Origin of the sequence: Streptomyces sp. NPDC012935, from assembly GCF_042900345.1 — a bacterium.
Classification (GTDB): Bacteria; Actinomycetota; Actinomycetes; order Streptomycetales; family Streptomycetaceae; genus Streptomyces.
Genome location: NZ_JBIBBC010000007.1, coordinates 61,321 through 81,171 on the forward strand (window position 1 = coordinate 61,321; position 19,851 = coordinate 81,171).

The 19,851-nt window shown below is 67.3% G+C and carries 16 protein-coding genes and 1 pseudogene; 14 read left to right on the plus strand and 3 right to left on the minus strand.

The genetic code is table 11. From position 1 onward, the window contains the following. Window positions 1–34: 34 nt before the first annotated feature. The 7 genes from ACFY5C_RS18755 (at window position 35) to ACFY5C_RS18785 (ending at window position 8,195) form a co-directional block, all read left to right on the plus strand. Window positions 35–793, plus strand: a complete 759-nt coding sequence (locus tag ACFY5C_RS18755) for an enhanced serine sensitivity protein SseB C-terminal domain-containing protein (RefSeq protein WP_389446103.1) — start codon at window positions 35–37, stop codon at window positions 791–793. Window positions 794–1,155: 362 nt separating this feature from the next. Further along, entirely contained in the window at window positions 1,156–2,154 is a 999-nt protein-coding gene (locus ACFY5C_RS18760; RefSeq protein WP_383607520.1) for an ABC transporter permease, read from the plus strand. A gap of 37 nt (window positions 2,155–2,191) precedes the next feature. Continuing rightward, a complete protein-coding gene (locus tag ACFY5C_RS18765) occupies window positions 2,192–3,964 on the plus strand; it encodes an ABC transporter substrate-binding protein (RefSeq protein ID WP_389445544.1) in 1,773 nt (590 codons plus the stop codon). Window positions 3,965–4,033: 69 nt separating this feature from the next. After that, window positions 4,034–5,041: an ABC transporter permease gene (locus tag ACFY5C_RS18770; protein WP_328879062.1), complete on the plus strand. Its 1,008-nt coding sequence runs from the start codon at window positions 4,034–4,036 to the stop codon at window positions 5,039–5,041. Continuing rightward, window positions 5,038–6,135 carry an ABC transporter ATP-binding protein gene (locus ACFY5C_RS18775; protein ID WP_389445546.1) on the plus strand — a complete coding sequence of 366 codons (1,098 nt, stop codon included), beginning with the start codon at window positions 5,038–5,040 and terminating at the stop codon, window positions 6,133–6,135. Before ACFY5C_RS18770 ends, ACFY5C_RS18775 begins: the two co-directional genes overlap by 4 nt. Further along, a complete protein-coding gene (locus tag ACFY5C_RS18780; protein WP_389445548.1) occupies window positions 6,132–7,475 on the plus strand; it encodes an ABC transporter ATP-binding protein in 1,344 nt (447 codons plus the stop codon). Before ACFY5C_RS18775 ends, ACFY5C_RS18780 begins: the two co-directional genes overlap by 4 nt. Window positions 7,476–7,538: 63 nt before the next feature. Further along, the gene (locus ACFY5C_RS18785; protein ID WP_389445550.1) at window positions 7,539–8,195 is read left to right on the plus strand and encodes a trimeric intracellular cation channel family protein; all 657 of its coding nucleotides are present in this window, start codon (window positions 7,539–7,541) and stop codon (window positions 8,193–8,195) included. Here ACFY5C_RS18785 and ACFY5C_RS18790 read toward each other — a convergent pair. Next, the gene (locus ACFY5C_RS18790; protein ID WP_389445552.1) at window positions 8,104–9,342 is read right to left on the minus strand and encodes an alpha/beta hydrolase; all 1,239 of its coding nucleotides are present in this window, start codon (window positions 9,340–9,342) and stop codon (window positions 8,104–8,106) included. The genes ACFY5C_RS18785 and ACFY5C_RS18790 overlap by 92 nt on opposite strands. Window positions 9,343–9,545: 203 nt before the next feature. Between ACFY5C_RS18790 and ACFY5C_RS18795 the strand changes: the two are divergent. From ACFY5C_RS18795 to ACFY5C_RS18815, 5 genes and pseudogenes are all read left to right on the plus strand, one after another. Further along, a pseudogene (locus ACFY5C_RS18795) lies at window positions 9,546–10,655 on the plus strand (IS630 family transposase). A 161-nt stretch (window positions 10,656–10,816) separates the two neighbouring features. Then, entirely contained in the window at window positions 10,817–11,176 is a 360-nt protein-coding gene (locus ACFY5C_RS18800; protein WP_389445554.1) for a hypothetical protein, read from the plus strand. After that, complete coding sequence (locus tag ACFY5C_RS18805) at window positions 11,169–11,612, plus strand: hypothetical protein (protein WP_389445556.1); 444 nt, start codon at window positions 11,169–11,171, stop codon at window positions 11,610–11,612. The genes ACFY5C_RS18800 and ACFY5C_RS18805 overlap by 8 nt, the downstream gene beginning before the upstream one ends. Continuing rightward, the gene (locus ACFY5C_RS18810; protein ID WP_389445557.1) at window positions 11,609–16,117 is read left to right on the plus strand and encodes a putative T7SS-secreted protein; all 4,509 of its coding nucleotides are present in this window, start codon (window positions 11,609–11,611) and stop codon (window positions 16,115–16,117) included. Before ACFY5C_RS18805 ends, ACFY5C_RS18810 begins: the two co-directional genes overlap by 4 nt. An 8-nt stretch (window positions 16,118–16,125) precedes the next feature. After that, window positions 16,126–16,881 (plus strand): hypothetical protein, encoded by a 756-nt coding sequence (locus ACFY5C_RS18815; RefSeq protein ID WP_389445558.1) that lies wholly within the window; start codon window positions 16,126–16,128, stop codon window positions 16,879–16,881. Window positions 16,882–16,951: 70 nt separating this feature from the next. Here ACFY5C_RS18815 and ACFY5C_RS18820 read toward each other — a convergent pair whose 3' ends face one another. Further along, window positions 16,952–17,077 carry a hypothetical protein gene (locus tag ACFY5C_RS18820; RefSeq protein WP_389446123.1) on the minus strand — a complete coding sequence of 42 codons (126 nt, stop codon included), beginning with the start codon at window positions 17,075–17,077 and terminating at the stop codon, window positions 16,952–16,954. 189 nt (window positions 17,078–17,266) lie between these two features. Here ACFY5C_RS18820 and ACFY5C_RS18825 point away from each other — a divergent pair, with 189 nt between their 5' ends. Beyond that, window positions 17,267–18,130, plus strand: coding sequence for a thioesterase family protein (locus ACFY5C_RS18825; RefSeq protein ID WP_389445560.1), 864 nt, complete (start codon window positions 17,267–17,269; stop codon window positions 18,128–18,130). A gap of 754 nt (window positions 18,131–18,884) precedes the next feature. On the opposite strand, the gene ACFY5C_RS18830 is transcribed toward ACFY5C_RS18825, so the two are convergent. Further along, the gene (locus ACFY5C_RS18830; RefSeq protein WP_389445562.1) at window positions 18,885–19,511 is read right to left on the minus strand and encodes a TetR family transcriptional regulator; all 627 of its coding nucleotides are present in this window, start codon (window positions 19,509–19,511) and stop codon (window positions 18,885–18,887) included. Between the two features lie 148 nt (window positions 19,512–19,659). On the opposite strand from ACFY5C_RS18830, the gene ACFY5C_RS18835 reads away from it, so the two are divergent. Next, the gene (locus tag ACFY5C_RS18835) at window positions 19,660–19,812 is read left to right on the plus strand and encodes a hypothetical protein (RefSeq protein ID WP_328879055.1); all 153 of its coding nucleotides are present in this window, start codon (window positions 19,660–19,662) and stop codon (window positions 19,810–19,812) included. Window positions 19,813–19,851 lie beyond the last annotated feature (39 nt).

Sequence of the window (19,851 nt, forward strand, 5' to 3'; positions counted from 1 at the left end):
GGTGAGCGCGAGCCTCAGCGGCAGCGTCGAGCACATGCTGCGCCAGGTGACGCCCGGGCGCTACGACGCCTACGAGGCCCTCCTGCGTGCGCTCGCGACCCCGTCCTCCGGCCAGGTCTGGATGCTGCTGTGGCACGGCCAGGGCGGCTCCCCGGACGCCCAGTACGGAAACATGGAGGTCGACGGCTACGGCTACGCCCCGTGCGTCACCTCCGCCCAGGAGCTGTCGGCCAGCGGCTGGAACCGCAGCTACGAAGTCGTCGACGGGGTCGACGTGGCCCGCACCCTGTACCCGGACCACTACGGCCTCTGGCTCAACCCGCACGCCCCCGGCGGCGGAGTCGGCATCCCGTGGCTCGACCTGCGCCGCATCGCCACCGGCCTGGACCGCCAGCCCGCCGGACCGCTGCGCCTGTCGGAACCCGGCATCGAGGTCCCGCAGTTCTACGCCCTCCTGGCGCAGAACGCCCACCGCACCGCGGCGGTCCGCTCGCTGCGCCGCGCCTGGGTGCAGCCGGCGCTCGGTGCGCCGTATCTCGCCATCGGGCTCGACGTCTACGACACCAGTCCGCCCGCGGTCGACTCGGTGCGCTCGATGATGTCGCAGTCGATCGGCGCGGTCCCGGACGGGCTGCCGGTCTCGACCGTGGCGATGGCCGACGAGGACGACCCGGTCGCCATGTGGATGAGAGCGAGCGCCCGCCCCTTCTACGACCGCGAGGCACACGCCGCCGCCCCCGCGCAGGCACCGGCGGCCGGCTATGGCTACCCACCGGCACAAGGCCGTTACTGATCATTTGTCGGCTAGCCTGCTGATCGGTCCGCAACCCGACTGTCGTAGGTGCAAAGGGTCGTGGACTGCGGTTTCCCAGGCCGATCTCCGCGCGTAGATGCGATCGGAAGGTCCCGGTCCGCCCTCATACGCCCCAACTGGACCCCGTCCGGCGGCCGATACCCACTGTTCGGATAACGGAACCCCTCAGACAGCATCACGGTTGCGCATCCTTTCCCCGCCAACTCTGGCAACAGATCGCCAAAGCGTTGAAGACTCCCGGCAAGACACGGGCCGGTCGGTCCTGTGTACGAGTGGAAGCAACCGCTACAGCGGCAGCCAGGGGGGTCGGCAACCGCCGGCCGAGAGGGGTCAATCTCACTGTGACCGCACCGATCGAGACAACCGGAGCGGAGGCCGGCGCGCAGCCCGAGGCCGTTCTCTCCGGCGTCGAGAAGAGCCAGATCGAGGGGCGTTCCCTCGGCCAGATCGCCTGGTCCCGGTTCAAGAAGGACAAGGTGGCTGTGGCCGGCGGGGTCATCGTGATCCTGCTGATCCTGCTCGCGATCCTCTCCCGCCCCATCCAGGCGATGTTCGGCCTGGACCCCAACGCCCTGAACCAGGATCTGATCGATCCCAACACGTCGCTGCCCAAGGGTGACTTCGGCGGCATGAGCTGGGAGCACCCGCTCGGTGTGGAGCCGAAGTTCGGCCGGGACATCGCCACCCGCATCCTGGAGGGCTCCTGGGTCTCGCTGGTCGTCGCCTTCGGCGCCACGATCCTGTCCAACACGATCGGCGCCGTCCTCGGCGTCGTGGCCGGTTACTACGGCGGACGCGTCGACACGATCATCAGCCGCCTGATGGACACCTTCCTGGCGTTCCCCCTGCTGCTGTTCGCGATCGCCATCTCCGCCACCCTGCAGGGTGGCGCCTTCGGCCTGGAAGGCCTGCCGCTGCACATCGGCGTGCTGATCTTCGTCATCGGCTTCTTCAACTGGCCCTACCTGGGCCGCATCGTCCGGGGCCAGACACTGGCCCTGCGCGAGCGGGAGTTCGTCGACGCCTCGCGGGGGATGGGGGCCAAGGGTCCGTACATCCTCTTCCGGGAGCTGCTGCCGAACCTCGTGGGCCCGATCATCGTCTACTCGACGCTGCTCATCCCGACCAACATCCTCTTCGAGGCGTCCCTGAGCTTCCTCGGCGTCGGTATCCAGCCTCCGCAGGCTTCCTGGGGCGGAATGATCAACCAGGCGGTCGACTACTACCAGGTCGACCCCCAGTTCATGATCGTTCCTGGCCTCGCCATCTTCGTGACCGTCCTGGCGTTCAACCTGCTCGGCGACGGTCTCCGTGACGCTCTCGACCCGCGCAGCCGCTGATCCGCGGCCGCGGCGAGAGTCCCAAAGATTTCCAACAATGGAGGGGAAGCAGACCATCATGCGAAGGTCAATGCTGGCCGCGGTCGCGGTCGTCGGCAGTGCGAGCTTGCTGCTTTCGGCCTGCAGCAAGGCCGATGACAACTCGGACAACAACGGAAACAAGTCGGCTGGGGCCAACGCAGCGACCAAGGGTGTCGTCAACGCCTCCACGCAGAAGGGGGGCACGGTCACCTACGAGTACTCGGACGTGCCGGACTCCTTCGACCCCGGCAACACGTACTACGCGTACATGTACAACCTCAGCCGGCTCTACGCGCGCCCGCTGATGACCTTCAAGCCCGGCGCCGGCGAGGCCGGCAACGAGCTCGTGCCGGACCTCGCCGCGAGCGCGGGCGTGCCGAGCGACGGCGGCAAGACGTGGACGTACAAGCTGCGTTCGGGCCTGAAGTACCAGGACGGCACGCCGATCACCTCGAAGGACGTCAAGTACGCCGTCGCGCGCTCCAACTTCGCGCGTGACGTGCTCTCCCTCGGCCCGAACTACTTCCAGCAGTTCCTCGATGGCGGCGACAAGTACAAGGGTCCGTACAAGGACAAGAGCGCCGAGGGCCTGAAGTCCATCGAGACGCCGGACGACAACACGATCGTCTTCAAGCTCAACCGTGCCTTCCAGGAGTTCGACTACCTGGTCGCGACGCCGCAGACCGCACCGGTGCCCCAGGCCAAGGACAAGGGCATCGACTACGTCAAGAGCATCGTGTCCTCGGGCTCGTACCAGTTCGAGAGCTACGAGGAGGGCAAGCAGGCCGTCCTCGTCCGCAACAAGAACTGGGACCCGAAGACGGACCCGCTGCGCAAGCAGTACCCGGACAAGATCGTCGTCAAGCTCAAGGTCAACGCCGAGACGATCGACCAGGACGTCCAGTCCGGCACGGCGATCGACCTCGGTGGCACCGGTGTCCAAGCCGCGACGCAGGCGAAGGTCGTCAACAGCGCCGACCTGAAGGCCAACACGGACAACACCTACGGTGGCCGCCTGGTCTACATGGCGATCAACACCCAGGTCGCGCCGTTCGACAAGGTCGAGTGCCGCAAGGCCGTCCAGTACGCCATCGACAAGGTCTCCGTGCAGACCGCCGAGGGCGGCCCGATCCGTGGTGACATCGCCACCACCGTCCTTCCGCCGGACATCCCCGGCTACCAGAAGGCGGACGTCTACGCGACCGAGGGCAACAAGGGCGACGCGGCCAAGGCCAAGGAGCAGCTGAAGGCCTGCGGCAAGTCGACCATCACCACCAACATCTCGGCGCGCAGCGACCGCCCGCAGGAGATCGACGCGGCCACCGCGATCATCGCCTCGCTGAAGAAGGTCGGCATCAACGCCAGCCTGAAGCAGTACCCGTCGGGCAAGTACTTCACCGACTACGCGGGTGTGCCGGCGTTCGACAAGAAGCAGAACATCGGTCTGCACATGATGCAGTGGGGTGCCGACTGGCCGTCCGGCTACGGCTTCCTGCAGCAGATCCTGCACGGTGACGCGATCGGTGCGTCCGGCAACACCAACCTCTCCTACATCAACGACAAGCAGATCAACGAGATGCTGGAGAAGGCCATCGCGACGGAGGACGACTCCGAGCGCAACAGCCTGTACGCCCAGATCGACAAGCGTGCGATGGACCAGGCCGCCCTCGTCCCGCTGACCTACTTCAAGGTCCTGCTCTACCGCCCCGCCAACTTCACCAACCTGGTGTCCACGGCGGCCTTCAGCGGTCAGTACGACTACCTCAACATCGGCACGACCAAGAAGTAGCCCCGGAAGGCAGGTGAAGGCATTGGTGCCCGCGGGCTTTGCGGCCCGCGGGCACCAGCGCCGGTCCCCGTGATCTCGTACATCCTCCGTCGGACGCTCGCGGCAGTGATCCTGCTGCTGGTCGTCACCGCGGTCACCTTCGCGATCTTCTTCCTGCTGCCACGGATGGCCGGCCAGACCGCCGACCAGCTCGCGCAGCAGTACATCGGAAAGAGCCCGACGAAGGCCGACATCGCCGCGGTCAAGCAGAACCTCGGTCTGGACCAGCCCCTGTACGTCCAGTACTGGCACTTCATCAAGGGGATCGTGGCCGGCGCCACCTACGACCTGGGCCCCACCACGACGCAGTGCAACGCGCCGTGCTTCGGCTACTCCTTCAAGAACCACGTCGAGGTGTGGCCGCAGCTCACCTCGCGCCTTCCGGTGACCATCTCGCTGGCCGGCGGCGCCGCCGTGCTGTGGCTGGTGTCCGGCGTGCTGATCGGCGTGATCTCCGCGCTCAAGCCCCGCAGCTTCTTCGACCGCACGTTCATGGGCGTCGCGCTCGCCGGTGTCTCGCTGCCCATGTTCTTCACGGGCAACCTGGCGCTGCTGCTCTTCACCTTCCAGTGGCCGATCTTCGGCCGCACCTACGTACCGTTCACCGAGAATCCGGCGCAATGGGCCAACACGCTCTTCCCCGCCTGGTGCTCGCTCGCCCTGCTGTACTCCGCCATCTACGCGCGGCTCACCCGCTCGGGCATGCTGGAGACGATGAACGAGGACTTCATCCGCACGGCCCGCGCCAAGGGCCTGCGCGAGCGCAAGGTCGTGGCCCGGCACGGGCTGCGGGCCGCGCTGACCCCGATCATCACCGTTTTCGGTATGGACCTGGGCCTGTTGCTCGGCGGCGCCGTGATCACCGAGACCGTGTTCTCGCTGCCCGGCATCGGCCAGTACGCGGTGCAGGGCATCACCGACAACGACCTGCCCCCGATCCTCGGCGTCACCCTGCTGGCCGCCTTCTTCGTCGTGATCGCAAATCTCCTGGTGGACCTGCTCTACGCCGCCGCCGACCCGCGCGTGAGGCTCTCGTGACCGAACTCTCCAAGACCGGTGCCGCCGTGGGCGAGCCGACCAGCTCACCCTCGAACGGCTCCGACGCCTTCCTCGCGGTCCGAGACCTCAAGGTGCACTTCCCCACCGACGACGGCCTGGTCAAGTCCGTCGACGGACTCACCTTCCAGGTGGAGAAGGGCAAGACCCTCTGCATCGTGGGCGAGTCGGGCTCCGGCAAGTCCGTCACCTCGCTGGCGATCATGGGCCTGCACCGGCTCGGGGCGCGCGGCAAGAACGTGCAGATGTCCGGCGAGATCTGGCTGGGTGGCAAGGAGCTGATCTCCGCCGACCCGGACGAGGTGCGCCGGCTGCGCGGCCGCGAGATGGCGATGATCTTCCAGGACCCGCTGTCCGCGATGCACCCGTACTACACGATCGGCAACCAGATCGTGGAGGCGTACCGGGTCCATCACAACGTCAACAAGAAGACCGCGCGCAAGCGGGCCGTGGAGATGCTCGACCGGGTCGGCATCCCCGAGCCCGGCAAGCGCATCGACAGCTACCCGCACGAGTTCTCCGGCGGTATGCGCCAGCGCGCGATGATCGCCATGGCGCTGGTCAACAACCCCGAACTGCTCATCGCGGACGAGCCGACGACCGCCCTCGACGTGACCGTCCAGGCGCAGATCCTCGACCTCATCCGGGACCTGCAGAAGGAGTTCGGCTCCGCGGTCGTCCTCATCACCCACGACCTCGGCGTGGTCGCCGAGATCGCCGACGACGTCCTCGTGATGTACGGCGGCCGGTGCGTGGAGCGCGGCAGCGTCGACGACGTCTTCGAGCGGCCGCAACACCCGTACACCTGGGGCCTGCTCGGCTCGATGCCGCGCATCGACCGAGAGACCTCCGAACGGCTCATCCCCGTCAAGGGCCAGCCGCCGAGCCTCATCAACGTCCCCTCGGGCTGCGCCTTCCATCCCCGCTGCCCGTACGCGGACATCCCCAAGGGCGATGTCACCCGTACCGTGCGCCCGGAGCTCCAGCCGGTCGGCAGTGGACACTTCTCCGCCTGCCACCTCTCGGCGGAGGACCGTACGCGGATCTGGACCGAAGAGATTGCGCCGAAGCTGTGAGTGAGACGAAGAAATCGGACGCGGCCGTCCCGGCGCAGGCGTCGGCTCCCGTTGCGGAGCGTGAGGTGCTGCTCAAGGTCGAGGGCCTGCAGAAGCACTTCCCGATCCGTAAGGGCGTCCTCCAGCGTCAGGTCGGCGCGGTCAAGGCGGTCGACGGCATCGACTTCGAGGTGCGCAAGGGCGAGACCCTCGGCGTGGTCGGCGAGTCCGGCTGCGGCAAGTCGACCATGGGCCGGGTCATCACGCGGCTCCAGGACCCGACGGGCGGCTCGATCCACTTCGAGGGCCAGGACATCACGCGGCTGAGCACGGCCGGGATGCGTCCGCTGCGGCGGGACATCCAGATGATCTTCCAGGACCCGTACGGCTCCCTGAACCCCCGGCACACCATCGGCGGCATCGTCTCGGCGCCGTTCCGGCTCCAGGGCGTCGAGCCCGAGGGCGGGGTGAAGAAGGAGGTCCAGCGGCTCCTGGAGCTGGTGGGTCTGAGCCCCGAGCACTACAACCGCTACCCGCACGAGTTCTCCGGCGGTCAGCGCCAGCGCATCGGTATCGCCCGGGCACTCGCGCTGAAGCCGAAGCTGGTCGTGGCGGACGAGCCGGTGTCCGCCCTGGACGTGTCGATCCAGGCCCAGGTCGTGAACCTGATGGACGACCTCCAGGAGGAGCTCGGCCTCACGTACGTGATCATCGCCCACGACCTGTCCGTCGTACGGCACGTCTCGGACCGGATCGCGGTGATGTACCTCGGCAAGATCGTCGAGCTCGCCGACCGCACCTCGCTGTACGAGGCGCCGATGCACCCGTACACCAAGGCCCTGATGTCGGCCGTGCCGGTGCCGGACCCCAAGCGCCGGGGCGCCAAGAGCGAGCGCATCCTGCTCCGCGGCGACGTGCCCTCGCCGATCTCCCCGCCGAGCGGCTGCCGCTTCCACACGCGGTGCTGGAAGGCGACGGAGATCTGCCGGACGACGGAGCCGCCGCTGCTGGAGCTGAGGCCCGGCCAGCGGGTGGCCTGCCACCACCCGGAGAACTTCGAGGACCAGCAGCCGCAGGACACGGTACTGCTGACCGTGGCCAAGGAGGCCGCGGAGCTGGTGCCGGCGGAGGAGACCGCTGAGGCTCCGGTTTCCAAGGAGGCGCCGGCGGCGGCTGCGGAGTCCGAGGCTGTGGAGGCCGAGGAGGCGCCGGTGGACCAGGCGGTGGAGACCGAGGAGGCGCCGGTGGCTGCGAAGTCCGCGGAGTCCGCGGAGACGCCGGCGGACGACGCTTCCGACGAGGCCCCCGAGCCTGAGGCTGCCGCGGAGTCCGCTGCGGAAACTCCGGACGAAAAGAAGTAACCCAGCCCCGGCCCCCGCCTTCCTTTGCAAGGCGGGGGCCTCGCGCTGAGTGAGAATGTGCGGGTGCTCCAGCAACTGTTCAGCCCGTCCGTCCAGCACACGCTCGACCTGATCGGCATCTTCGTCTTCGCCATCTCCGGTGCGCTGCTGGCGGTCCGCAAGAACTTCGACGTCTTCGGCATCGCCGTCCTCGCCGAGGTCACCGCCCTGGGCGGCGGGCTGTTCCGGGACGTGGTCATCGGCGCCGTACCGCCGGCCGCCTTCACGGATCTGGGGTACTTCCTCACCCCGCTGCTCGCCGCGCTGCTGGTCTTCTTCCTCCACCCGCACGTGGAGCGGATCCAGACCGGCGTGAACGTCTTCGACGCGGCGGGCCTCGGCCTGTTCTGCGTCGCCGGGACCACGAAAGCGTATGACTACGGCCTCAACCTCACCGCCTCAGCCGCGCTGGGTCTCGCGACCGCCGTGGGCGGCGGTGTGCTGCGTGACGTCCTCGCCAACGAGGTGCCCTCACTGCTGCGCTGGGACCGCGACCTGTACGCGGTCCCGGCGATCGTCGGCGCCACGATGACCGTCCTGTGCATCCACTACGGCGCCCTGAACTCGCTCACCAGCACGCTCGCGGCCGTCACGGCCTTCGCGCTGCGGCTGCTGGCGATGCGGTTCCACTGGCGAGCTCCGCGCGCCTGGAACCGGCGGTCGACGGTGCGAGAGGAGTAGTCCCCGGCGCCGTACGGGTCTGCTCCTCGGGCCCCATCACCTCGCTCAGCCACCGGAACGCCGGAACCACCTGCGGCTTCCACAGCGCCATGGTGTGACCGCCCGCGCTGCTCGGGATGGACACCACGTTCACGGTCGTCGGCGGCTTCGCGGCCCGCTCGACGGCCATGGCAGCCTCGTACCCGTCCTTGGGCTGACCGGAGAGGTAGAGCGCCACGCGCGGCGGGACTCGGGACTCCTTGAGGAGGACATACGGGTTGTTCGCGGCCCGCAGTGCGGGGGACCTGGCGGCGAGCGACTGGGGTACGGCGGCGGGGTCGTTGTAGCCGGACAGGCTGACCGCGGCCCGGTAGCGGTCGGGGTGCGCGACGGCGAGCTTGGCCGCGCAGTGCCCGCCCGCCGAGTACCCGGCGACGGCCCAGCCGTCCGGCGCGGCCTGGGCGCGGAAGTTGTCCATGACCATCCTCGGCACGTCGACGCTGAGCCAGCTGTCGGCGTTCACCTTGCCCGGGATGTTCGCGCAGCCGGTGTCCACGCCGGGCAGCAGCGAGGTGCGCGGCGAGACGATGATGAACGGCTCGACCTGCCCACTGCGCATCAGCGGCGCCAACTGCTGGGGCGCGTCCATCGTCCCGTACCAGGCCTTCGACGAGCCCGGGAAGCCCGGCAGCACCTCGACGACCGGGAACCGGTGATCGCGGTAGGCGGGCTCGTGGTACTGCGGCGGCAGCCAGACGTTGACCTCGGCGTGCACACCGGAGACCCGGCCCTTGAGCTGCGTCACGAGCACCCCGCCCTCGGCGCGCATGCCCGGCCCCTTGGCCGGCTTGAAGGTCTGCCGCACCGTGGGCAGCTTCTCCAGCGCGATCCCGCCGGTGCCGCTCGCCCCGAGGTCGGCGGCCTCGTGCACATGGTCGCTGGTGCCGAGCAGATCGCCCCAACTGTCGTACAGCTGGTTGGAGTTGTTGACCATGGTGAAGACCAGGGCGACCGCCGTGGCCTGGGCGAAGAGCAGCATCAGCACCCGGGCGGCGCCCCGTACGACCTTGGGCCCGCGCACTCGCGACCACAGGACCAGCGGCAGCGCGACGGCGACGACGCACAGCGCGATCAACGTGTAGAGGAACGGGGCCCCGGTGAGACTCATGTCCTCATAGAGGGGCAGAGCGGGCTTCGGGTTTCGGACGAGCGGGGCACTTGCCGAAAAGTTGCGCACATCTCGTCCGAGGGTGTGGGACCTCGCTGGAAGGGGTGTGGGCCCTCCCTAGTGCTCTGACCGCATGGTTCGCCGGGTTGGCGGATGCGGCGGCTGGATGGGCGGTGCCGTGCGATCCGGCCGCTGGAGGCGCGGTGGCCGAGCCTGTCCGTGTGCGCGGACTGACCGACCAGGAAGGGCAGAAGCTGCAGCAGATCGTGCGCCGCGGAAGCACCAGCTCGGTGCGCTACCAGCGCGCGATGATGCTGCTACTCTCGGCCGGCGGGAATCGGGTGCCGGTGATCGCGCAGCTGGTGTTGCAGGCCGACGAGGACACCGTCCGGGATGTGACCCACCGGTTCAACGAGATCGGCCTGGCCTGCCTAGACCCTCATGGGCGGGAGGCCATCCCCGTCTGCTCAGCGATCAGGACGAGGACTTCGTCATCCGGACGGCGACCACCCGCCCGGGCCAAGTTCGGCCAGTCCTTCACTCGCTGGTCAATGCGCAGGCTCGTCGCCTACCTGCGCAAAGTCCACGGCCGGGCCAGCCGCGTCAGCCGTGCGGCGTAACGCGGCCCGCTCGCCCGCCGCGGTGTCACCCTCCAGCGCACCAAGACCTGGAAAGAATCCGCGGACCCCGAGCGGGAGGCGAAGCGGGACCGAATCGAAGAGTTCCTGGACCGTTTCCGGACCGAGTCTTCGCGTTCGACGAGTTCGGCCCGCTCAGGATCCGGCCGGCCGCAGGCTCGGGCTGGGCCAGGCAGAAGCCTTCCGACCGGATACCCGCCACCCACCACCCACCACGGCATCCGGTACTTTCACGGCTGCTATTCGGTGACGACACCCGTTGGCGTCAACCGCCGTAGGGGAGGGTGCTGTGAACACGCTGGCCGCGTTGAAGTCGATCAGCGCCGCACGTCCGGACGGCGCCTCGATCTACGTGATCACGGACAACCTGTCCGCCACAAGGGCCCTGACAGCCGCCGCTGGGCGAAGATGAACAAGGTCGAGCTGTGCTTCACCCCGCCCTATGCCTCCTGGGCGAACCGATCGAGGCGCACTTCGGGCCACTGCGGCAGTTCACCGTCGCCAACTCCAATCACCCCAATCACACCGTGCATACTCGGGCCCTGCACGCCTAACTGCGGTGGCGCAACGCGAACGCCCGCCACAGCGAAGTCGTCGCCGAACGCAAGGAACGTGCCCGCATCCGCAGCGAGAGACATCTGCTGGGGCGGACGCCACCTCAAAGCCGCATCTTGAATCAACCCGGCGGACCCCTACGGTCAGAGCACTAAAAGGCTCAGGTCGCCTCGCCCGGGACGTGATTCCGCACGCGACCCGGCCCGGGGGCGATCCGCGTGACTGGCCTCACAGAGAACGGAGTTGACGGCGCTCCCACCTTGCGTGTTCAGATGCAATGCATGAGTGACAAGGGGGAAGGGAACAGCGCAGAACTGCTCCCTGAGGTGCGTGGGGCATTTCTGCGGGGTCGCTGGTATCTGCAGAAGCCAGAACGGCCGGGTGTGATGGTTCTCGGCATCCCGGGGGAGGACAGCGCCGCGATCCCGATTTTTTCTTCGCTGGGGCAACTTGCCCGCTATGCCGGGGCTGTGGAGTGGTTTTCCACATTCGGGGATGACCTGCTGACTCTGCTGCCGACCGGGTTGGGGCTGGCGGTCGACCTGGCGAGCGCGCAGCCCCAGCTCATACGAGCCGATCAAGTCGACATGCTGCGCGCTCAACCGACCGCGACGGCTGATCAGGAGACTGCTGGTGAGTAGCGGCTACAAGGTCGAGATCGCCGCACTAAAGCGGGTTCAGGCTCCTATGGCGGAGTCCATGGTCGCCGCGAAACGCGTCGCGGAGAAGAAGGACCAGTTGGCCGCCGACGCCAAGAACGCTGGCAACGACGAGGTGCGCTCAGCAGTGGAAGGCTTCTTGGAGGCGTGGGGGTACGGCTGCAAGCAGTTGGCCAAGTATGCCGAGGACATCTCCTCCAAGCTCGACGAGACCATCCAGGCTTACCAGACCTGCGAAGAGCTCAACATCGAAGGCTTCACGCCCACCGAGGACAATCTCGCCTCTCTGCCCAGTGGCGGAGCCAGCCGTTGGATGGTCGACCACGGCGGCTACACGCTGCCGAACAGTGAAGAGAGTGGCTTCGAGAAGACCATGAACGACTGGCAGACCGACGTAGAGGACTGGATGTTCGGATGAGTGCGCACGGTATATCTCCGGACGCCACGAAGACCGGCCTCATCCCGGGCAGCGTTGAGAAGCTGGACCAGCTCTCCGTCACCCTGCGTGCCTACGCCCACGCCTTCACCGATGCCCGGCGCCACGTGAAGATGATGGACGAGGACGAGTGGTCAGGCACCGCGGCGATCGACTTCCGCAAGGCCGTCTCACATATACCCAAGGAGCTGGACAAGGCCTGCGATTCCTTCGCGCGCGCCGGACAGGCCCTGCACGCCTACGCGCGCGTGCTGGAGCATGCGCAGAACGCGTGCAAGCCACTGATCGAGGACGCCGCAGAGTCCCGCGCACAGTCGCGCAAGTACCAGCAAGACGTGGACGACTACAACGCCGCCGTCGCCCGCGACGACACCGTCCTGCCCGACAAGCCGCCCGCCCAGGACCCCGGCGCGGCGGCGATGGACGACCTGGTCGAGAGGCTCAACAAGCTGCGCGTGCAGGTAGCCGAGGCCGGACGTGAGGCGAAGCGGAAGCTGGACGCGGCAGCCGAGGACGCCCCGGACGAGCCTGGCTGGTTCGACAAGTTCCTCTCCGGGGCAGGGAACTTCGGAAAGGGCCTGTGGGAGGGCGCTGTCGGCGGACTCGGTAACGCACTCGACACGGCGCTGCACCCCTCACGGTGGGGCATGACGATCGGCACGACCATCGACTCCGTGGTCTACGGCGTCCAACACCCCAAGGAATTCGCCAAAGCCGTCGCCGACTGGGACACCCTCACCACTGAGCCCGCCCGCTGGACTGGCCGGATCATGCCCGACGCGGCCCTCAGTCTCGCCGGCGGCGCGGGAGCGGCCACTCGTGGCTCCCGTGCGGCGAGCCGTCTTGCCGAGCGGATGCGCGAGATCCGCCGCACGGACAAAGGTCGCGACCACACCGACGAGCGACCTGAGGACGTCTGCCGTTCCGACGGGGACAAGTGCAAGGCGGGTGAGCCCGTCGACATCGCCACCGGCGAGATGTCCCTGACCCGCACCGACATCGACCTTGCGTGCTCCCTCCCACTCCAGCTCGCACGCACCCACCTGTCCGGCTATCGCGCAGGCTGCTGGTTCGGCCCTTCCTGGGCTTCGACCCTCGACCAGCACCTTGAGGTCGACGAACGCGGCATCGTCTACGCGGGTCCGGACGGCCAGCTCCTCGCCTACCCTCATCCCGAGTGCAACGAGACAGTCCTCCCCGAGCATGGCCCGCGCTGGCCCCTCGACCACAATCCGGCAGACGGCAGCTACCGGCTCCACCAGCCGCAAACCGGCCGCACTCTGACCTTCACACCGCTGCCCGACCGCCCCTCCGAGGAATGGGGCGCCCCGCTCACGGAGGTCCGCGACCGCCAAGGCCGCCATATCCGGCTCGACCACGACCCGGCCACCGGCTACCTGACCGCCGTACACCACAGCGGCGGCCACCACCTGGCCGTCGACACCCACCCGGAGATGGCGCGCGTCACCGCCCTGCGCCTACTCGACCCGGACAGCCCAAACGGCCCGGGCACCACCCTGGTGCGGTTTGAGTACGACGAAGTCGGCAACCTCATCGCCGAAACCAACTCCTCCAGCAGGCCTCTGACTTACACGTACGACGAAGACGACCGCATCACCACCTGGACCGATCGCAACGGCACGTCTTTCGGATACGTCTACGATCATGGAGGCCGCGTCCTGCGCACTCTCGGCCCGGACGGCATGTGGTCCGGCAGCTTCCGCTATCTGCCCGATCAGCGCACCACCGTCTACACCGACTCCCTGGGCAACGGCACCACCTACGAGTACGACGAGCACTGCAAGCTCCTCGCCATCATTGACCCGCTCGGCAACACCCGCTGCCAGACGTGGACCCCCGACGGACAGTACCTCGCCACCGTCACCGACGCTCTCGGCCACACCATCCACTACGAGCACGATCAGGTCGGCAATCTCCTCGCTGTGCGCGTCGCCGGCGAGAGTGAGGCGCAGACCGCCTTCGATGAACTGAACCTGCCCACCCGAGTGACCCGTCCCGGAGGCGCCGTCTGGCGTTACTGCTACGACGAGAGCGGCTGCCTCCTCTCAGCCATCGATCCAGCAGGTGCCGAGACCTCCTACACATACGACGAGGCCGGGCACCTGAGCGGTACGACGAACGCACTCGGCCACACGCGGCGCTTCACTCACGACGCGGCAGGCCGCCGGCTCGTGACTGTCGACACCGAGGGCGGCACGGCGACGGTCACGAGGGACGCCTTCGGCCGCCCTACCACCTACACCGATCCTCTTGGCGTGCAGACACATTTCGGCTGGACAGTCGAAGGGCAACCAGCCCACATCCAGTACCCAGACGGTACGACAGAATCATGGGGCTGGGACGGCGAGGGTAACCTCCTCGCCCACACCGACAGGGCGGGCCGTACGACCACGTATAGCTACACACACTTCGACCTCGTCGCCTCCCGGACGGATACGGACGGCAACACCTTCCGCTTCGACTACGACACGGAACTACGCCTGACCAGGGTCACCAATCCGAGTGGCCTCACCTGGACCTACTTGTACGACGAAGCGGGCAGACTCACCGCGGAGACAGACTTCAACGGCCGCACGCTGACATACACGTACGACGCTGCAGGACGTCTGCGCACCCGGACCAACGGCGCGGGCGAGATGCTGACGTACATGCGCGACGCCCGGGGGCGAGTCACCACGCGCCAGTCGAGCACGGGAGAACGCGCCACTTTCACCTACGACGCAGAGGGCCGCACTGCCGTCATGAGCAACGCGGACGCAACGGTCGGATACACATATGACGCCCTCGGCCGAACCCTCACCGAGACCGTCAACGGCCGTACTATGCACTACGCATACGATGCTCTCGGTCGTCGAACGACCCGTACCACGCCAACTGGCTTGGTCTCCACATGGCGGTACAGTCCCGAAGACCAACCCATAGCTTTCACCAACTCCCTAGGCCATGTGCTCGATTTCGGGTACAACGCAGGAGGCCAGGAGATATACCGCACCGTCGATGCCACGTCGCTCTTCTTGCAGACCTATGATGCTGCCGGCCGCCTGGCGAGCCAGTCCCTGCGTTCCACAGAACCCGGTTCAACGCCAATTCAGGAACGCGAATATCACTATCGCGCTGACGGAATCCTGGCCAGAGTCAGCGAGACATACTCAAGCCAGCGAAGCTTCACCCTCACTCCAACGGGTCGGGTCACCGCTGTGGACGGTGCCAACTGGGCTGAAAGGTACGCTTACGACGCTACCGGCAACATCACCACGGCGGATACACGTCACGCTCCCGAGCACAACGGCACGTGGGAGACAACCGGCACTCTGCTGCGCCGTTCCGGCCGCACGCGCTACACGTACGACGGCCAAGGCCGCCTCGTCGAGCGGACCCGGAAGCTCCTCAGCGGACAGACGAAGCGCTGGACCTACTGCTGGAACGCGGAGGACCGCCTCACGGAGGTGAACCTTCCAGACGACACCCGGTGGCGCTACGCCTACGACCCGGTAGGACGTCGAGTGGCCAAGTATCATCTGGCGAGCGACGGCACCAGGGCAGCGACCGACTTCGCGTGGGACGGCACTCGCCTCGCCGAACGCACCGAAGCAACGGGACGCATCACCAGCTGGGATTACGAGATCGGCGGTCATCGACCGCTCACACAAACCACACGAGTGTGCCGCTCCTCAGTTCGTGACCCACGCCTCGGCTTCGCCGTGTCCCCTACTCAACTCCGTGAAGAACAAGCGCAGTACGACGCGGAATTCCACGCGATCATCACCGATCTTGTTGGCACCCCGACAGAGCTCGTCACTCCGACAGGGAAGATCGCATGGAGGCGTACGCAGTCTCTCTGGGGGGCCGCTCTGCAAGAGCGGAACGATGGAACGGACTGCCCGCTCAGGTTTCCGGGTCAATACGAAGACGAAGAGACAGGGCTCTTCTACAACAACCAACGCTATTACGACCCGCACTGTGGCCGGTACGTCTCACCCGACCCGCTCGGGCTCGAGGCGGGCGACAACGAATTTACGTACCCCTGGTCTCCGCTCGTTTGGTCGGACCCTCTGGGCTTGGCGAAGTGCCCGGAGGAGCGAGCACAGAAGGCGGCCGACAAGATCATCGAGAATGCCGAACAGGGGAAGATGCGGAAGGCCAGCAACTACCACCCTCACTTCGGAGATGATCGTGTCCTAGAAATCCTCAAGGACCCCGACGCCGTATACCTGTCAGAAGGAGGCAGGGGGAACCTCATCTTCCGGCAGGGCGAGGATATCGTGGTGGCCAAGGGGGCTGGCGCAGGCGCAGGTGACGTCATTACTGGATACGGGCCGTCCGGGGTCAAGGGCGACAGTGGAGCGGACGCGCTGGGAGGCTCTCCATCCGACCCAGGGCCACCGATCAGACATGACGACATCGTCAATGGAAAAATCCCCGGAACGGGAGGCACATTCATGCCTCCCGCCAAGCAAATTCGTTGAGGTCCCCCGTGGAAGTAAGAATTGCTGACTCGGTCCGTGCGCAAATTGTGGATGGCGCACTTGCATATACGCCGCGCTTTATTCTCTCCGGCCCGTTCGTCGCGGTCGGCGCGTACAAAGATATCCAAGAAAAGGAAGGGGAGCTGGTCTCCACCTTCGGTAGCGCGCAGTGGCTTTGGTCGGAAGACGACGACCTTCGCTTCCGGATGGCTGATCACGAGCTGCAGAGCCTCTGCCTGTACCTTCCGCAAGCCACCGCAGCTTCGGACTTCGATGTGAGCGGCTGGGAGCGAGCCAGGCGCATCACAGGCGGGTTGCGCACAGTGGCAAACGCGAATTTCTCCAGCCCACAGACCAACTCGTGCTGGGTCGCTCCGGATGCCACTCACCTGATCTGTCTCCGAAACTCGGCGCCCCATCCCGACGCGAGCAGCTTCCGCCTCTCTGTCGCACCTGACCTCGACCTGCTCTTCGTGCAGGGACAGTTGGTCGGCTGGCTGCTGGGCGATCCGGCGCGCTATCTGACTGCGGGTTGGGAGATGCCGGGTTCCGAAGCTCCGGCTGAAACCACTCGATCGCTATTGGCCCGGACCCTCGTGATGACGATGTCCCCGGAAGCGGAAGCGATCGAAGACGGTGACCCTGTGGCCTGGCGCCGTCTTCGTGGGCTCGCCGAACAGCTCCGTGCCGTCCGGGGCGACCGGCGGAGAACTGAAATCCTTCAGGCAACTGTCGACAGGTTCGTCGAATGGCACGAGTCGTAAATGGCGCATCTTTGGTGGAATGACGCCCAGCGAGCGACGGCGGAACCACGATCCACCGCGTGAATTCTGATCACGATGTCGGGTTGCTTCCGGGTGTGTCTTGAGTCATCGCGCGCTGGTAGCGCACCGAGCTGGTGCTTCCGCGGCGCACGATCTGCTGCAGCTTCTGCCCTTCCTGGTCGGTCAGTCCGCGCACACGGACAGGCTCGGCCACCGCGCCTCCAGCGGCCGGATCGCACGGCACCGCTCATCCAACCGCCGCATCCGCCAACCCGGCGAACGCATGCGGTCAAAGGACTAAAAGGGCATGAACCATGCCGGAAAGGGCGTGAGCCTTCGCTCCAAAAAGCTACCGCTTAGTAGTTAGCTGTTGTACCGTTCATCCATGCCAGAAGCAGCCTCTGCCCCGACGGCCCGGCGGGCCACGATCGGCGACAGCGAGTTCGACCGCGACACCGCGCTGACCCTGCGCGAACCCGGTGTCTACGACATCGATCTGTCCGCCGGGTGGACGATCATCAGCGCCGTAAATGGCGGCTATCTGCTGGCCGTCCTCGGCCGCGCCCTCGCGGACGCCCTCCCGCACGGCGACCCGTTCACCATCTCCGCGCACTACCTCACGGCGTCCCAGCCGGGCCCGGCGGTCGTGCGCACGGACGTCGTTCGCACCGGGCGGACCCTGTCGACCGGCCAGGCCTCGCTCTTCCAGTACGACGAGCGGGGCCGCGAGGTCGAACGCATCCGCGTCCTCGCCTCCTACGGCGACCTCGGCGCCCTCCCCGACGACGTGCGCACGACGGCCAAGCCGCCCGCGATCCCGCCGATGGACCACTGCTTCGGCCCCGAGGACGGCCCGGCCCCCGTCGACGGCAGCTCGGCCATAGCCGACCGCCTCATGCTCAAGCTCGACCCGTCCACCCTCGGCTGGGCGCTCGGGCAGCCCTCGGGCAAGGGTGAGATGCGGGCCTGGTTCGGCCTCGCTGACGGCCGTGACGCCGACCCCTTCTCCCTGCTGCTGGCGGTCGACGCACTGCCCCCGACGGCCTTCGAGATCGGCATCTCCGGCTGGGTCCCGACGGTCGAACTGACCGTCCACATCCGCTGCCGCCCGGCACCGGGCCCCCTCCGCGTGTCCATCACCACCCGCAACCTCGCCGGCGGCTTCCTGGAGGAGGACGCGGAAGTATGGGACAGCGCGGACCGGTTGGTGGCGCAGTCGAGGCAGCTCGCGCGGGTGCGGCTCGGCTGAAGCAGCCCCGGGAGTGCGAGGTCGCATCGTGATGCGGCCGGGCCGTGTCACGGCCCTGTACCAGCGAGTTGGCTGAGTATCCAAGGAAAGTCGCAGGTCGGCGGCGTGTGTTGAGGTGCGGTTTGCCGGGCGCACAGGCCCTCGACAGCCGGGCCTCAAGGGAGCCCTAAGCGGCGTTGGTTGAGTGCCCGCCCAGGACTTCCTCGGTTTCCTCATCTTCCTTGGAGCTGTCTCTCATGAAGCGTGCGCGTCTCCTCCCCGCCGTGGCCCTGCTGGCGATCTCGCCCCTGGCCCTTGCGGCCTGCGGGTCCGGCGACTCGTCGTCGTCGACGTCGAACAGCGGCAACTCCGGACAGCGGCAGTCGTCGTGTCAGCAGCCGAGCGGGGCTGCGTCGGGGGTGCCCGGTGGTGCGCCGTCGGGCGCTCCGACCGCACAGCCCTCGGGTGTGCCGTCCCTGGCACCGTCGGGTGCGCCGAGTGGTGCGCCTAGCGGTGGGCCCGATGGGGGTCAGGGTGGCGGCGGCTGTGGTGGTCCCGGAGGCGGGGGTCCGGGCGGCGGTGCCGCTCCCGGCGGGGCGCCGAGTGGTGCGCCGAGCGCGGTGGCGACGGCGACTGCGACTGCAACGGCGACCAAGAGCTGACGTGCTGAGGTAGGGGCCGTACGAGGCGTACCAGCCGTACGACAGGGGCGGCACTCCCGGTGAACGGGGGTGCCGCCCCTGTCGCGTACCGCGTCGTGCCGCTCCTCGGTTCCTCAGTCCAGCCAGTGCTCCCGGCCGATGCTGATCAACCGCATCTGGCGGGTCGCGACCTGGGCGACGCGTCGCCGCTCCTCCTCCGGCGTCTCCAGGGCGTCGAGGAACAGCGAGGCCGCCATCAGCATCTGGTCGACGTAGAGGTTGGCGAGCATGAGGAGGTCGTCGTCGTTCCAGCCCTCGGAGACCGGGTCCTTGGTGAGCGCGACCTTCACCTCCTCGGCGAACCGGGCCAGTTGGTCCTGGATCGCCTCCCGCACCGACTGCACGCCGCCGTGCCGCTCCCGGGCGATGAAGCGGACGTGGGCAGGGTGGGTCTCGACATGTCGGGCGATCAGGTCGACGGCGCGTTCGATGCGTTGGTCGCTGTCGCCGACGGAGCTGACGATCGTACGGATCATCGGGTGCAGGCTGCCCAGCGCCTCCTCGACGAGGGCGACTCCGAGGTCGGCGGTGGAGCGGAAGTGCCGGTAGAAGGCAGTGGGGGCGACGCCGACGGCACGGGTGACCTCGCGCAGGCCCAGACTGCTCAGGCTCTGCTCCTCCAGCAGTGCGAGCGCCGCGTCCAGGAGGGACTGACGGGTCTTCTGCTTCTGGGCCTGCCGGATACCGAAGGTGTGACTCATACCATGCAGTTAACAACTGTTCTCTGGAATTGAAAAGCCGTGGGGCGCGCTAGACTTGGAGTCAGTGAACAACTGTTACTACAACTGTTCACCGAAACGTAACGAGAGAGATCTCCAGCGAGAGGGATCTCGAAGGGGGCTCCATCCCATGCTGTTCCTCGTCGCCGCGCTCCTGCTGCTGGGTGTGCTGCTGGGCACCGTGGCCCACGCACCGCTCGCCTTCACGGCCGTTGCCGCCGCCGTGATCGCCGTCTGGCTGGGCATCTTCGCCGCCCGCGAGCGTCACGCCCGCCGCAACTGACTCCGTCGTCCGAACCGACTTCGTCATCCGCACCGACTT

Excerpts from the sequence above, each read along its gene's own strand:
- ACFY5C_RS18755 (WP_389446103.1), top strand. The coding sequence starts at position 35 with ATGCTGCGCCAGGTGACGCCCGGGCGCTACGACGCCTACGAGGCCCTC.
- ACFY5C_RS18765 (WP_389445544.1), top strand. The coding sequence starts at position 2,192 with ATGGAGGGGAAGCAGACCATCATGCGAAGGTCAATGCTGGCCGCGGTC.
- ACFY5C_RS18790 (WP_389445552.1), bottom strand. The coding sequence starts at position 9,342 with ATGAGTCTCACCGGGGCCCCGTTCCTCTACACGTTGATCGCGCTGTGC.
- ACFY5C_RS18800 (WP_389445554.1), top strand. The coding sequence starts at position 10,817 with ATGAGTGACAAGGGGGAAGGGAACAGCGCAGAACTGCTCCCTGAGGTG.
- ACFY5C_RS18810 (WP_389445557.1), top strand. The coding sequence starts at position 11,609 with ATGAGTGCGCACGGTATATCTCCGGACGCCACGAAGACCGGCCTCATC.
- ACFY5C_RS18825 (WP_389445560.1), top strand. The coding sequence starts at position 17,267 with ATGCCAGAAGCAGCCTCTGCCCCGACGGCCCGGCGGGCCACGATCGGC.
- ACFY5C_RS18830 (WP_389445562.1), bottom strand. The coding sequence starts at position 19,511 with ATGAGTCACACCTTCGGTATCCGGCAGGCCCAGAAGCAGAAGACCCGT.
- ACFY5C_RS18835 (WP_328879055.1), top strand. The coding sequence starts at position 19,660 with ATGCTGTTCCTCGTCGCCGCGCTCCTGCTGCTGGGTGTGCTGCTGGGC.